Below are 13,044 nucleotides of genomic sequence, written 5' to 3' on the forward strand. Positions count from 1 at the left end.
GCAGGATTTTTATTCCCACAATGCCAAAGCAGCCAGACCGCCCGGGCGGGGCAGTCTGGCTGCGGGGTCTTATTCTACCGGCTTCATGCTGGCGGGGTCCTCCACTGCGCCGGGCTGACCGGCGGCGTCCGGCAGGCGCTTCATGCCGCCGGGGTTGGGGGAGCAGGTGGGCAGGGTGAACACAAAGCGGCACCACTCGCCCTGCTGGCTCTCCACGCGGATCTGCCCGCCAGCCAGATTGACCAGCACCTTGCAGATATTCAGCCCAAGGCCGGAGCCGCGGGCGTGCAGGCCGCGGGAACGATCCTCTTTATAGAACCGCTCGAACACATAGGGCAGCGCCTCCGGGCTGATGCCCTGCCCGGAGTTCCAGATGGAGATCTCGGCCTCGGGGCCAAGTTTTTCCACGCTGAAGCGGATGGTGCCGCCCGCCGGGGTGAACTTGATGGCGTTGTCCAGCAGATTATACGCCACCTGATGGATCAGGTCGGGATCGGCGTAGACCAGCACCTTTTCGTCCATGGTCAGGCCTTCCAGCTCGATCATGCCGTCGTTGATGCGCTGCTCTGCGGCCAGCGCCACGCCGGTCAAAGTCTCCCAGATATTGAACATCCGGGCGTTCACCTGATACTCGCCGCTTTCCAGCTTGGAGAGATCCAGCATATTCTGGATGAGCCGCGCCAGACGCCCGGTCTCCTCGCTGACCAGCTGCAAATAGTGGTTCTGCATCTCGGGCGGGATGGTGCCGTCCAGAATGCCGTCCACAAAGCCCTTGATGGTGGTCATGGGGGTGCGCAGCTCGTGGGCGATGTTGCCCATGAACTGACCCCGGGAGTTATCGTTGGACTGGATATTCTCCGCCATCTGGTTGAAGGTGCGGGCAAGGTCTGCCACCTCGCCATCGCCCTCCACGCCCTCCACGCGGACGGAGAGGTCGCCGCCGCCAAAGCGCTGGGCGGCATCGGTGACTTTTTGCAGCGGGTCGGTGAGCTGACGCATCAAAAGGCGGGTCAGCACGCTGGCACACAGCAGCATCACGCAGGCAGACATGAGGAAGTTGGACCAGAACTGCTGCTTGAAGTCGGTAAGCTGCGCACCGGAGGAGCACAAAAACAGCCAGCCGCTGAACAGGCTCTGGTCGTCGATGGTCTCCACCGCCGCGATATAGCTTTTTTCGGTCAGGGCACCGCCCAAGTCGCTGAAGGCGTGGTAGTGCCGGGCGTCCGGGTCTGCCACTGCGTTGGCGCGCTGGCAGATATCCAGCGGCACGGTGCCGGTAGTAAGCTTGTCCGGGTCGGAGGCAATGAGCACATTGCCCTGCCGGTCGGTGAAAAACAGATACGCCTCGGCGCTCTCGCCGATGATCTCCAGCTTGGTGTTCAAAGCGTCCAGCTCTGCGCCCTGCGGCATGGTCTCGCTGTTTACCAGATACTCTGCGGTGCGCTTGGCAACGTTTACCACCTGATCCAGCGTTTCGTAGCGATCCTTCGCAAAATAATTCTTGAACAGCACCCACTCCGAGCAGCCCATCAGCACGATGCCCAGCACCATCAGGGTGGACACCATGGAAAAAAAGGCTGTGGAGATACTTTTACGCATTACTGACGCACCTCGAACTTATAGCCCACGCCCCAGACAGTTTTCAGCTCCCACTTATCGGAAGCACCTGCCAGCTTTTCGCGCAGGCGCTTGACGTGGACATCAATGGTGCGGCTGTCGCCGTAGTACTCAAAGCCCCACACCTCGTCCAGCAGCTGGTCGCGGGTGTACACGCGGTTGGGGTGGGAGGCCAGACAGTTGAGCAGTTCCAGCTCCTTGGGGGGAGCTTCCACCACCTTGCCCTTGACCCGCAGCTCGTAGCTGTTCATATCCAGACGGAGGTTGTCGAACTCAATGACGCCCTCGGTGCTCTCGGCGGCAGCGGAAGTAGTCTGGCAGCGGCGCAGCACTGCCTTGATGCGTGCCACCACCTCTTTTGCGTCAAAGGGCTTTACCATGTAATCGTCTGCGCCCAGTTCCAGACCCAGCACCTTGTCAAAGGTCTCGCCCTTGGCGGTAAGCATCATCACCGGGGTGTTGCCCGCCTTGCGGATGCGGCGGCAGACCTCAAGGCCGTCCATGCGGGGCATCATCACGTCCAGCAGCACCATGTCCGGCTTGACCGCGTTGAACTTTTCCAGTCCTTCTTCGCCATCGTTTGCCACCGTGACCTGATAGCCCTCCTTGGTCAGGTACAGCCGCAGCAGCTCGCAGATGTTGGCGTCGTCGTCCACCACAAGGATCTTTTCGTTTGCCATAAGTGTTTTCCTCCCCTTTTATGCAGGTTTTTGTTGTATTTGCAGCCCTTCCGGGCGTTTTGACAGGCTCTCTCCTTTCTATTATACGGGACAGTTATGACAAAATAAAGAAGGAAGTGTAGTTTTTTTCACATTTCTGCCCGCACGGCAGCGCTATCGGCAAGAAATGTTCACATCGGAACCTCCGAAATTTGATTTCTTGCCGATAAAATGGTATAATCGTTTTACTGGGAGGTGTTATCATGAAGTACTATTCTGTCGCTGATACGGCAAAATTATGGAATATTTCAGAACGAACTGTCCGCAACTACTGCGCTACCGGCAAGATCCCGGGGGCGGTGCTTACCGGCAAGACTTGGAATATTCCGCAGGATGCAAAGCGCCCGGAGCGCACCAACAAAAAGCCGGAAGCACCCAGAACCCTGCTGGATATTTTGCAGGACGAGATGAACGGGCAGGTCAAGGGCGGCATCTACCACAAAATTCAGATCGACCTCACCTATAACTCCAACCATATTGAGGGCAGCCGCCTGACCCATGACCAGACACGATATATCTACGAGACCAATACCATCGGCATGGAGAACGGTGTTGTCAATGTGGATGATGTGGTCGAAACAGCCAATCACTTCAAGTGCATTGACCTTATCATCCAGGATGCAAAGAAACCCATCAGCGAAGCGTTTATTAAAAAGCTGCACCTTACCCTGAAAAGCGGCACCAGCGATTCCCGCAAAGACTGGTTTGCTGTCGGTGAATATAAAAAGCTCCCGAACGAGGTCGGCGGCAGAAGCACCACTGAGCCGGAACTGGTTGCCCCGCAGATGAAAGAGCTTTTATCCGCATACAATCAAATTTCTGCCAAGTCGCTGGAGGATCTGCTGGAATTTCACTATGCCTTTGAATCCATCCATCCGTTTCAGGACGGAAATGGACGTGTCGGGCGGTTGCTACTCTTCAAGGAGTGTCTGCGGAACAACATCGTGCCGTTTATTATTACGGATGACCTCAAACTGTTCTACTACCGGGGTCTGCACGAGTGGAAATCCGAACGCGGGTATCTGCTGGACACTTGCCTGACCGCGCAGGATCAGTTCAAGGCAGTTCTGGATTATTTCAGGATTCCTTATTCAAGATAGCCCTGCCCCCTTGCGCTGGCGGGGTTCATCGCGTATAATGGTAGATGTATCGTTATGCCAAAAAACGTGTAAGGAGCGTATTTTATATGAAGTTAGGTATCGTCGGCCTGCCCAACGTGGGCAAGTCCACTCTGTTCAACGCCATCACCTCCACCAAGAACGCGGAGGCTGCAAACTATCCCTTCTGCACCATCGAGCCGAACTCCGGCATCGTGGCGGTGCCGGACAAGCGGCTGGATAAGCTGGCCGAGATCTGGCAGACCAGCAAAAAGACCCCCGCCATCGTGGAGTTCGTGGACATTGCGGGTCTGGTGAAGGGTGCAAGTCAGGGCGCAGGCCTTGGCAACAAGTTCCTTGGCCACATCCGCGAGTGCGACGCCATCGTGCATGTGGTGCGCTGCTTTGACGATGACAACATCATCCATGTGGTGGAGGATGTGACCAAGGCCGAGGCCGTGGACCCCATTGCTGACATTGACGCCATCGACTACGAGCTGATCCTCTCCGACCTTGAGGTGGTGCAGAACCGCGCAGGCCGCATGGCAAAGGCTGCCAAGAGCGGCAACAACAAGGGCGCTGCCGCCGAGGCCGCATGGCTGCAGCAGCTGGCCGACCATCTGAGCGCCGGCAAGCCCGCCCGCAGCTTCGATTTTGACCCCGCCGACACCGAGCAGCAGACCGTTCTGCACGAGATGGGTCTGCTGAGCGCAAAGCCGGTGCTGTACGCCTGCAACGTGGGCGAGGATGACCTGATGGAGGGCATCGAGAACAACAAGTACGTCCCGCTGGTGGCTGCCCGCGCCAAGGAGGAGGGCGCCCGCTACATCCCCATCTGCGCCAAGACCGAGGAGGATATCGCGGATTACAGCCCCGAGGAAAAGAAGGCGTTCCTTGCCGAGATGGGCATTGAGGCCAGCGGTCTGGACAACCTGATCACCGCCAGCTACGACCTGCTGGGTCTGATCTCCTTCCTGACCGACGGCAAGAAGGAGTGCCGCGCATGGACCATCCGCAAGGGCACCAAGGCTCCGCAGGCTGCCGGTAAGATCCACAGCGACTTCGAGCGCGGCTTCATCCGCGCCAGCGTCATCGGCTACAACGATCTGGAAGCCAACAACTTCGACTACGCCGCCGTCAAGGCCAAGGGCCTGCAGCGCACCGAGGGCAAGGAGTATGTTGTGCACGATGGCGACGTCATCGAGTTCCTGTTTAATGTTTAAAGGAGTCCACCATGATTTTGGGTATTATGGGCGCTATGCCCGATGAAGTAGACCAGCTGTGTGCAAAGCTGGAAAATGTCACCGTTGAGCCCTACGGCGGCGTGGAGTACCACAAAGGTACGCTGGCCGGCAAGCAGGTGGTGGTGTGCTGCGCCGGTATGGGCAAGGCCAACGCCGCCGCTACTACGCAGGTGCTCATCACCAAGTTCGGCGCGGAGAAAATCATCTTCTCCGGTATTGCGGGCAACATGACCAGCAAAATCGGCATCGGGGATGTGGTCATCGGCAAGACGGTGCTGTACCACGATGCCCAGCTGGATATGATCTGCCAGAACCCGCCCTATCTGAAGGAGTACACCGGCGACCCGGAACTGATCGCCGCCGCCGAAGCCGCCTGTGCCGAAGCCGGGGTAAAGGCACTGGTGGGCAAGATCGCCACCGGCGACCTGTTTGTGGGCGACAGCGAGACCAAAGCCGCCATTGAAGCCAAGTGCGCCCCGGACTGCGTGGAGATGGAGGGCGCGGCGGTAAGCCAGATCGCCGCCAAGAACGGCGTGCCCTGCGTCATCCTGCGCGCCATGAGCGACAACGCCGACGAGGACGGCCACGAGGTGCTGGTGGTGAAGAAGTTCAGCATCAGCGAGTATGTCGCCACCGCCACCAAGATCGTGGCAGCAATGGTGGAAAAGCTGTAATTTTTCCCAAAAACAACAACAGCCAGACCGGCAATGCCGGTCTGGCTGTTTTGCGTTTATGTCAGTTTTTGGTCAGGTCTTTGGTATACAGGGCGCGGGTGGCGTTGAGCACGGCGATGACCATCACGCCCACGTCCGCAAAGATGGCCGCCCACATTCCGGCAATGCCCAGTGCGCCCAGCAGCAGGCACAGCGCCTTGATGCCCAGCGCGAACACGATGTTCTGGTGCACGATGCGCAGGGTGCGGCGGGCGATGCGCATGGCAAGCGCGATCTTTGCGGGGTCGTCGTCCATCAGCACCACGTCTGCGGCCTCGATGGCGGCGTCCGAACCCAGCGCACCCATGGCGATGCCCACATCTGCGCGGGACAGCACCGGTGCGTCGTTGATGCCGTCACCCACAAAGGCAAGGTTTTCTTTAGGCTGCTTTGCGGCAAGCAGCTTTTCGATCTGGTCCACCTTGTCGCCGGGCAAAAGACCGGCGTGGTACTCGTCCAGACCCAGCTGCTGCGCCACTGCCTGCGCCACCGGCTGTGCATCGCCGGTCAGCATGACCGTCTTGCGCACGCCGGAAGCTTTCAGGGCGCGGATGGCATCGGCGCTGTGGGGCTTTACCACGTCCGAAATCAGCAGATAGCCCGCGTAGCTGCCCTCCACGGCAACGTGCACGATGGTGCCCACGCCCTCCACGGCGGGCACGGTGATGCCCAGCTTTTCCATCAGGCGGGCGTTACCGGCGGCAACGGTCTTGCCGTCCGCCTTCGCGGTCACGCCATGACCGCCCAGCTCCTGCACGTCCGTGACCCGGGCGGCGTCAATGGGCTTGCCGTAGGCAGCTTTGATGCTCAGGGAGATGGGGTGCTTCGACCAGCTTTCCGCCAGCGCAGCGGCTTCCACCAGTGCAGCGTCGGTCACGCCCTCGGCGGGATGGATGCCGGTGACCTTAAAGGTGCCCTGCGTCAGGGTGCCGGTCTTATCGAACACCACAACGCCGGTGTTTGCCAGCTCTTCCAGATAGGTAGAGCCTTTGATGAGGATGCCGCAGGAGGAAGCGCCGCCGATGCCGCCGAAAAAGCTCAGTGGGATGGAGATGACCAGCGCGCACGGGCAGCTGATGACAAGGAAGGTCAGGGCGCGGTAGACCCACTCGCCAAAGCGGGCGGGCTGTCCCATAAGCAGCAGCACCACCGGCGGCAGAAGGGCCAGCGCCAGTGCGCCGTAACAGACAGCCGGGGTGTACACCCGGGCAAAGCGGGTGATAAAGTTTTCTGCCCGGGCTTTTTTCATGCTGGAATTTTCCACAAGGTCGAGAATTTTAGAGACGGTGGATTCACCGAATTCCTTGGTGGTGCGCACCTTCAACAGGCCGGTCATGTTCACGCAGCCGCTGATGACTTCATCCCCGGCGTTCACGTCCCTGGGCAGGCTTTCGCCGGTCAGGGCGGCGGTGTTCAGGGCAGATGCGCCCTCCACGATGACGCCGTCAATGGGCACCCGCTCGCCGGGCTGCACCACGATGACCGTGCCCACCTCGACCTCGTCCGGGTCTACCTGCTCCAGCTTGCCGTCCTCGTCCTCAATATTGGCGTAGTCCGGGCGGATATCCATCAGGCTGGCAATGCTCTGGCGGCTTTTGCCCACGGCGACGCTCTGGAACAGCTCGCCGATCTGGTAAAAGATGATAACGGCGCAGCCCTCTACATAGTCGCCCAGCGCAAACGCACCCACGGTGGCCACTGCCATCAGGAAGCACTCGTCAAAGGGCTGACGGTTCTTGATGCCTTTCAGCGCCTTGCGCAGCACGTCCCAGCCCACCACAAGGTAGGGGATGCAGTAGAGCGCCAACTCCACCGGCATGGGCAAGGCGGGCAAAAGCTTGAGCACAATCACCAGCGCCACGGCGATCAGAATGCGCTCAAGGGTCTTTTTTTGTTTCTTGTTCATAAGCAACGCTCCTTATTTTGCGGTGCAGTGGGTGAAAAATGGGTGGTTTTCCACAGGTTTTTCGGCAAAAAAATGGGTATTCCACAGTTTTACCCGGGTTTTCCACACAGTTTTCCGGCAGAAAAGCACTTTTTCACGCTTCTTTTTTGTTTTCCTCACGAAATCTGTTGAAAACCCGGTGGAAATTGTTGAAAAGTGGCGGATTTTTCCACAGAAAAACTCCCCCGGTCCACACCGACCGGGAGAGCTTTGCCGTACATCAGATATCAAAGATCTCGCAGTCGTCCTCTACCTTCTTGCAGGCAGACAGCACGTTCTCCATGGTGGCGTGGGGGTCGGCACCCTCGGCGAACTCCACCTTCATCTTCTGGGTCATAAAGCTGACGGTCGCCTTTTCCACACCGGCTACGGTGTTGGCGGCATCCTCCATCTTCTGGGCGCAGTTGGCGCAGTCCACTTCGATCTTGTAGGTCTTTTTCATAATAAGTACCAGCCTTTCTTTTTGTGCGGGCGCGTGCCCGGTCATTCTTCGATATGGTCCATTCCCATGGAAAGGATGCTGCGCACATGGTCATCGTCCAGTGCGTAGAAAACAGTTTTGCCCTCCCGCCGGAAGCGCACAAGCTTGGAGTCCTTGAGCACCCGCAGCTGGTGGCTGACGGCAGACTGGCTCAGCTGCACGGCGTCCGCGATATCCTGCACGCAAAGTTCGCTGTCATGTAAGGCGTACAAGATTTTAATGCGGGTGGAATCGCCAAACACACGGAACAGGTCTGCCAGCTCGTACAGCACCTCGTCGTCCGGCATCTCCACCGGCTGTTTTTCCTTTTCCGGCACGGTCTGTTCTAGCCCGGTCATGCTGTCCTCCCCTTTCGTTTCGATATATGAGCATCTGTTCATGTGTTCATGATAACACGCAGACAGCCCCCTGTCAAGCAAAATCCGCAAAGTTTTTTACATTGCCGTAAAATTGCTGAAAACTTCCGTAAAACGCAAAAAAGATGCAAATTTAATTTGCAAATTGGGTGCGGGTTGGGCAGCAGAACGATTTGAAATGGCTTCCGCTTCGCTCTAGCCATATTCAGCGGAAAAATTATTTTTAATTTCGCGTTTGTCGCGCTCTGCGGAGCGCTCCAAACGCTATTTTCACGGGAGGGGTCGTAGAGGGAAACGGCATTTGCAGCGCCGCTTTCTGCGAAAGCGCAGCGCTGCGGGCGGGCGCTCGCTCCCCCTCGGGGGAGCTGTCGCGCAGCGACTGAGGGGCTATAAATGGAGAAGCGAAAAAAGCGTTAAAGCGATAGCGCCGACTGGCGCAGCGCTAGCTTTTTTGTGCTTCGACTTCTACTTTAGGTTTGTCAAGGGCGTGCAGCCCTTGACCCGTTGTGGGGTGGGTGGAGTCCAGAGGTAGGGAGGGGGGAGTCGGAACACCCCTCCCTGCCTCTGGCCCAGCGGAGCGTCCTTGCACGCTGAAGGCAGGCAGAAACTTCCCCCGCGGAGCGCGGCACACTCCAAATCGTCCGCCCTCTGTAAGAGACGCTGAAAAAATATGCAAAAAATAGTGCATTCCGGCGCGTTTTGTGATATCTTATAAAGGTGTGTAACCACAAATAACACAACTGCGTCCAAAGGGCGCATAAGGAGGAACTGTATATGAAGTTGGAAACCGGGATCTGCGGCGAGCAGAGCGTGCGCGTGAGCGCAGAGAACACCGCAAAGACCATGGGCAGCGGCACGCTGGACGTGTTTGCTACCCCTGCACTGGTGGCACTGGCCGAAAAGACCTGCTGGCAGAGCGTTTCCCCTGCGCTGGAAGCAGGCAGCGGCACGGTGGGCACCAAGCTGGAGCTGGAGCACACCGCCCCCACCCCTGTGGGCATGACCGTGACCTGCCGCAGTGAGCTGGTGGCCGTAGAGGGCCGCAAGCTGACCTTCAAGGTGACGCTTGCAGACGAGAAGGGTCCTGTGGGCGGCGGCACCCACGAGCGCTTTGTCATCTTTGAGGAAAAGTTTGCCGCTAAGGCAGAAGCCAAAAAGGGCTAAGGATCGTCCGGTTCTGTTTCGTCCAGCCGCAGCGGCGGCGGGTCTGCGGCCAGAAGCTGCTGCTCGGCGCGGGTCTGCGCGTCCTGCAAAAGCTGCACAGCCTGCACACTGGCGCGGAACAGTTCAAAGTACATGGCCTTGTAATCCGGCACGGTGCACACCCCCTTTGCGTTTCTGTGGGTAGTCTGCCCCGCAGCCTGCGCCCCGATACGCCGGACGAACCCCGCAGACAATGATTGACACCTGATATGAGGAGCTTATGAAAAACAAAAACTTATCCTGGGCGGGGGCGCTGTTCGTCTTTGCCCTGCTGCTGTGGTGCACGGCGGTGACCCCCGGCAAGGTCGCCGACCCCGCCACCTACACCTGTGCGGTGTACAGCACCTTCTTTTCCCTGCTGCCGCCGGTCATTGCCATCGTGCTGGCGCTGAACACCAAGGAGGTGTACACCTCGCTGCTAGTGGGCATTGCTTCCGGTGCGCTGCTGTATGCCAACGGCAACCTTGAACTGGCACTGAACACCCTGTTCTTCAACGAGGACGGCGGCATGATCACCAAGCTGTCGGACTCCGGCAACGTGGGCATTCTGGCGTTTCTGGTGATGCTGGGCATTCTGGTGGCGCTGATGAACAAGGCGGGCGGCTCGGCGGCCTTCGGGCGCTGGGCCTCCACCCACATCCACAGCCGGGCGGGCGCACAGTTTGCCACCCTGCTGCTGGGCGTGATGATCTTTGTGGACGACTACTTCAACTGCCTGACCGTTGGCTCGGTGATGCGCCCGGTGACCGACCGGCAGAAGGTGTCCCGCGCAAAGCTGGCCTACCTGATCGACTCCACCGCCGCGCCCATCTGCATTATTGCGCCGGTGTCCAGCTGGGCGGCTGCGGTCACTTCCAGCGTACCGGCGGGTTCCGGCATCAACGGCTTTACCATGTTCCTGCGCACCATTCCTTATAACTATTACGCCATCCTGACTGTGGTGATGAGCCTGTTCCTCATCTTTACCGGGGCGGAGTTCGGCCCCATGAAGCTGAACGAGGACAACGCCAAGAACGGCGACCTGTTCACCACCGCCGACCGTCCCTACGGCGACGATGTGGACGACGGCAGCGACACCAACGGCCACGTTATCGACCTGATCGCCCCGGTGCTGGTGCTGATCGCGGCCTGCATCTTCGGCATGGTGTACACCGGCGGCTTCTTTGAGGGCGTGGACTTCATCACCGCCTTTGCGGACTGCAACGCCTCGGCGGGTCTGGTGATGGGCAGCAGCATCGCCCTGCTGTTCACCTTTGTATTTTACCGGGTGCGCAGCGTGATGACCTTTCAGGACTTTGCCGCCTGCATCCCCGAGGGCTTCAAGGCCATGGTCAGCCCCATGCTGATTTTGTCCCTTGCATGGACGCTGTCCGGCATGACCGGCCTGCTGGGTGCAAAGTATTATGTGGCAAACCTGCTGGGCAGCTCTGCGGCGGCTTTGCAGTATCTGCTGCCGTTCATCATCTTCCTTGTGGCGGTGTTCCTTGCCTTTGCCACCGGCACTTCCTGGGGCACCTTCTCCATCCTGATCCCCATCGTCTGTCAGGCCTTCCCGGACGGCGAGATGCTGGTGGTGTCCATTGCCGCCTGCCTGTCCGGCGCGGTGTGCGGCGACCACTGCTCCCCCATCTCGGATACCACCATCATGGCCTCGGCAGGCGCACATTGCAGCCATGTGAACCATGTTTCCACCCAGCTGCCTTACGCCATTACGGCGGCGGCCTGCTCAGCGGTGTGCTATGTCATCACCGGCCTTGCACAGGCAGTGCTGGGCAGCCGCGCAAGCCTGCTTACCTCGCTGGTGCTGCTGGTGGTTGCCATCGTGCTGGAGCTGGTGGTGCTCGGCGTCATCCGCGCCCGCACCCGGGCAAAAACTTCCGGGGATGCTGCGTAATATGGAAATCAGGCGTTCCCCCCGGCCGGGGGGAACGCCCTTGCTCCGGGTCAGGCTGCAAGAATTTATTTCTGCGGCTGTGTAAAAATTCCGCTATGCAGCGGGGCATTTTCGTGGTATACTAGCCGTATAGTAAAAAAGTTGAACCATTGGAGGCGCATGACCCATGCTGGAAAAAGCTTTTCAGGACGTCTACACCAAATTCAAGCTGCATTTTTACCAGAACGTGTTCCAGCGTTTTGCCACCCGTGAGGCTACCCTGACCACGGTGGAGTCCTTCTGCATGGAGGGCATCATGGCCATGGGCGAGCCCACCATTGCGGAGTTTTCCCGCATGATGCAGATCTCCACCCCCAATGCGGCGTACAAGATCGGCAGTCTGGTGAAAAAGGGCTATGTGGAAAAGATCCAGTCCACCACCGACCGGCGGGAGTACCACCTGCGCCCCACCCAGAAGTATATCGACTACTACAGCATCAGCTACTCTTATCTGCACACCGTAGTGGAGCGTGCCCGGCAGCGCTTTACCCCCGAGGAATGCGCAAAGCTGGAACAGATGCTTACCATCGTGAGCACCGAGCTGATGCCGGAACTGGATATTCTGAAAAAGGGCGAGGAATAAGAACGATAAAACGGCTGCTGCACGTTCTTGTGCAGCAGCCGTTTTGCGTTGGATGATTTAGAATGTGCACGCTTTGCAGGGAAAGTTCCTGCTTGCTTTCAGCGTGCAAGGACGCTCCGCTGGGCCAGAGGCAGGGAGGGGTGTTCCGAGTCCCCCCTCCCTACCTCTGGACTCCACCCACCCCGCAACGGGCCAAGGGCTACTCGCCCTTGACAATCCTAAAGAAGAAGTCGAAGCACAAAAAAGCTAGCGCTGCGCCAGTCGGCGCTATCGCTTTAACGCTTTTTTCGCTTCTCCATCCATAGCCCCTCAGTCGCTGCGCGACAGCTCCCCCAAGGGGGAGCGGGCACGCCCGCAGCGCCGCGCTTTCGCAGAAAGCAGCGCGGCGCGCATTCCCAATCGTTACAGCACCATAAACAGCGTGCCGGCGGTGATGAGGGCGCAGCCGATAAGGCTTTTGGCGGTAAAGGGCTCGTGCAGCACCACAAAGGCCAGCGCAAGGGTGATGACCACGCTGAGCTTATCAATGGGCACCACCTTGGACGCTGCACCCACCTGCAACGCGTGGTAGTAGCACAGCCAGCTTGCGCCGGTGGCAAGGCCGGACAGCACCAGAAACAGCCAGCTGCGGCGGGAGATCTCCGCAATACCGGCCTGCGTACCGGTGAGGAACACCATGCCCCAGCTCATCAGCAGCACCACCGCTGTGCGGATGGCGGTGGCAAGGGTGGAGTTGACCCCCTCGATGCCGATCTTCGCCAGAATCGAGGTAAGGGCGGCAAACACCGCCGACCCCAGCGCGTAAACGAACCACATGGAAAACGCCTCCTTTTTGCCTCAGTATACGCCTTTGTATGGCAGAATACAAGGCTGCCGACAGGCGGGAGGATAATGGAACATTTATGATTTCGGAGCACCGGAGCGTCTGCGGACGCTCCGGTGCTCCATTTTCACGGGAAGGGCCGGTGGGTTGAAAAATTTTCGCCTTCCTGTACAAACGCACTGAAAAATTGTAGGATAAGAATGGAAAAGACGTTCACTTTCACGCTTTACAACTTTACCTAGATAAAGTAAAATAAGGACAGAAGCCTTTCATTCTATGGTGCGGAGGATGCCGCGCCGGATGTTTTTGTGTATAGAGACGCCGGAATTG

The 13,044-nt window shown here is 58.7% G+C and carries 13 protein-coding genes; 6 read left to right on the top strand and 7 right to left on the bottom strand.

Annotated features, from left to right (window positions below; genetic code table 11):
* Positions 1 to 69 precede the first annotated feature (69 nt).
* Together MTP39_RS13355 and MTP39_RS13360 are read right to left on the bottom strand one after the other, a co-directional pair.
* Entirely contained in the window at positions 70 to 1,599 is a 1,530-nt protein-coding gene (locus MTP39_RS13355) for a sensor histidine kinase (RefSeq protein WP_249240894.1), read from the bottom strand.
* Entirely contained in the window at positions 1,599 to 2,297 is a 699-nt protein-coding gene (locus MTP39_RS13360) for a response regulator transcription factor (protein WP_005921458.1), read from the bottom strand. The genes MTP39_RS13355 and MTP39_RS13360 overlap by 1 nt, the downstream gene beginning before the upstream one ends.
* A gap of 242 nt (positions 2,298 to 2,539) precedes the next feature.
* On the opposite strand from MTP39_RS13360, the gene MTP39_RS13365 reads away from it, so the two are divergent.
* The 3 genes from MTP39_RS13365 to MTP39_RS13375 all read left to right on the top strand — a co-directional run bounded on the left by MTP39_RS13365 (position 2,540) and on the right by MTP39_RS13375 (position 5,351).
* Positions 2,540 to 3,436: a Fic family protein gene (locus tag MTP39_RS13365; RefSeq protein WP_249240895.1), complete on the top strand. Its 897-nt coding sequence runs from the start codon at positions 2,540 to 2,542 to the stop codon at positions 3,434 to 3,436.
* An 86-nt stretch (positions 3,437 to 3,522) separates the two neighbouring features.
* A complete protein-coding gene (ychF, locus tag MTP39_RS13370) occupies positions 3,523 to 4,656 on the top strand; it encodes a redox-regulated ATPase YchF (protein WP_249240896.1) in 1,134 nt (377 codons plus the stop codon).
* Between the two features lie 11 nt (positions 4,657 to 4,667).
* Positions 4,668 to 5,351 carry a 5'-methylthioadenosine/adenosylhomocysteine nucleosidase gene (locus tag MTP39_RS13375; RefSeq protein WP_249240897.1) on the top strand — a complete coding sequence of 228 codons (684 nt, stop codon included), beginning with the start codon at positions 4,668 to 4,670 and terminating at the stop codon, positions 5,349 to 5,351.
* A 61-nt stretch (positions 5,352 to 5,412) separates the two neighbouring features.
* Here the strand turns inward: MTP39_RS13375 and MTP39_RS13380 are convergent, their stop codons facing one another.
* The 3 genes from MTP39_RS13380 to MTP39_RS13390 form a co-directional block, all read right to left on the bottom strand.
* Positions 5,413 to 7,296 (bottom strand): heavy metal translocating P-type ATPase, encoded by a 1,884-nt coding sequence (locus MTP39_RS13380; protein ID WP_249240898.1) that lies wholly within the window; start codon positions 7,294 to 7,296, stop codon positions 5,413 to 5,415.
* Between the two features lie 259 nt (positions 7,297 to 7,555).
* Complete coding sequence (locus MTP39_RS13385) at positions 7,556 to 7,777, bottom strand: cation transporter (RefSeq protein ID WP_015537588.1); 222 nt, start codon at positions 7,775 to 7,777, stop codon at positions 7,556 to 7,558.
* Between the two features lie 41 nt (positions 7,778 to 7,818).
* Positions 7,819 to 8,154, bottom strand: a complete 336-nt coding sequence (locus MTP39_RS13390; RefSeq protein WP_249240899.1) for an ArsR/SmtB family transcription factor — start codon at positions 8,152 to 8,154, stop codon at positions 7,819 to 7,821.
* A gap of 792 nt (positions 8,155 to 8,946) precedes the next feature.
* Between MTP39_RS13390 and MTP39_RS13395 the strand changes: the two genes are divergently transcribed.
* Positions 8,947 to 9,336, top strand: a complete 390-nt coding sequence (locus tag MTP39_RS13395; RefSeq protein ID WP_249240900.1) for a thioesterase family protein — start codon at positions 8,947 to 8,949, stop codon at positions 9,334 to 9,336.
* Here MTP39_RS13395 and MTP39_RS13400 read toward each other — a convergent pair.
* Complete coding sequence (locus MTP39_RS13400) at positions 9,333 to 9,488, bottom strand: hypothetical protein (protein ID WP_249240901.1); 156 nt, start codon at positions 9,486 to 9,488, stop codon at positions 9,333 to 9,335. The genes MTP39_RS13395 and MTP39_RS13400 overlap by 4 nt on opposite strands.
* A 107-nt stretch (positions 9,489 to 9,595) precedes the next feature.
* Between MTP39_RS13400 and MTP39_RS13405 the strand changes: the two genes are divergently transcribed.
* On the top strand, positions 9,596 to 11,269 hold the full coding sequence (locus tag MTP39_RS13405; RefSeq protein WP_249240902.1) for a Na+/H+ antiporter NhaC family protein: 1,674 nt from the start codon (positions 9,596 to 9,598) through the stop codon (positions 11,267 to 11,269).
* A 166-nt stretch (positions 11,270 to 11,435) separates the two neighbouring features.
* A complete protein-coding gene (locus MTP39_RS13410; protein WP_249240903.1) occupies positions 11,436 to 11,891 on the top strand; it encodes a MarR family winged helix-turn-helix transcriptional regulator in 456 nt (151 codons plus the stop codon).
* A 402-nt stretch (positions 11,892 to 12,293) separates the two neighbouring features.
* On the opposite strand, the gene MTP39_RS13415 is transcribed toward MTP39_RS13410, so the two are convergent.
* Entirely contained in the window at positions 12,294 to 12,707 is a 414-nt protein-coding gene (locus MTP39_RS13415) for an EamA family transporter (RefSeq protein ID WP_097779010.1), read from the bottom strand.
* Positions 12,708 to 13,044: the final 337 nt, after the last annotated feature.

The sequence above is a fragment of the Faecalibacterium sp. I3-3-33 genome (genome assembly GCF_023347295.1).
Taxonomy (GTDB): domain Bacteria; phylum Bacillota; class Clostridia; order Oscillospirales; family Ruminococcaceae; genus Faecalibacterium.

Excerpts from the sequence above, each read along its gene's own strand:
- MTP39_RS13390 (WP_249240899.1), bottom strand. The coding sequence starts at position 8,154 with ATGACCGGGCTAGAACAGACCGTGCCGGAAAAGGAAAAACAGCCGGTG.
- MTP39_RS13385 (WP_015537588.1), bottom strand. The coding sequence starts at position 7,777 with ATGAAAAAGACCTACAAGATCGAAGTGGACTGCGCCAACTGCGCCCAG.
- MTP39_RS13360 (WP_005921458.1), bottom strand. The coding sequence starts at position 2,297 with ATGGCAAACGAAAAGATCCTTGTGGTGGACGACGACGCCAACATCTGC.
- MTP39_RS13405 (WP_249240902.1), top strand. The coding sequence starts at position 9,596 with ATGAAAAACAAAAACTTATCCTGGGCGGGGGCGCTGTTCGTCTTTGCC.
- MTP39_RS13410 (WP_249240903.1), top strand. The coding sequence starts at position 11,436 with ATGCTGGAAAAAGCTTTTCAGGACGTCTACACCAAATTCAAGCTGCAT.
- MTP39_RS13355 (WP_249240894.1), bottom strand. The coding sequence starts at position 1,599 with ATGCGTAAAAGTATCTCCACAGCCTTTTTTTCCATGGTGTCCACCCTG.
- ychF (WP_249240896.1), top strand. The coding sequence starts at position 3,523 with ATGAAGTTAGGTATCGTCGGCCTGCCCAACGTGGGCAAGTCCACTCTG.
- MTP39_RS13395 (WP_249240900.1), top strand. The coding sequence starts at position 8,947 with ATGAAGTTGGAAACCGGGATCTGCGGCGAGCAGAGCGTGCGCGTGAGC.
- MTP39_RS13375 (WP_249240897.1), top strand. The coding sequence starts at position 4,668 with ATGATTTTGGGTATTATGGGCGCTATGCCCGATGAAGTAGACCAGCTG.
- MTP39_RS13365 (WP_249240895.1), top strand. The coding sequence starts at position 2,540 with ATGAAGTACTATTCTGTCGCTGATACGGCAAAATTATGGAATATTTCA.
- MTP39_RS13380 (WP_249240898.1), bottom strand. The coding sequence starts at position 7,296 with ATGAACAAGAAACAAAAAAAGACCCTTGAGCGCATTCTGATCGCCGTG.
- MTP39_RS13415 (WP_097779010.1), bottom strand. The coding sequence starts at position 12,707 with ATGTGGTTCGTTTACGCGCTGGGGTCGGCGGTGTTTGCCGCCCTTACC.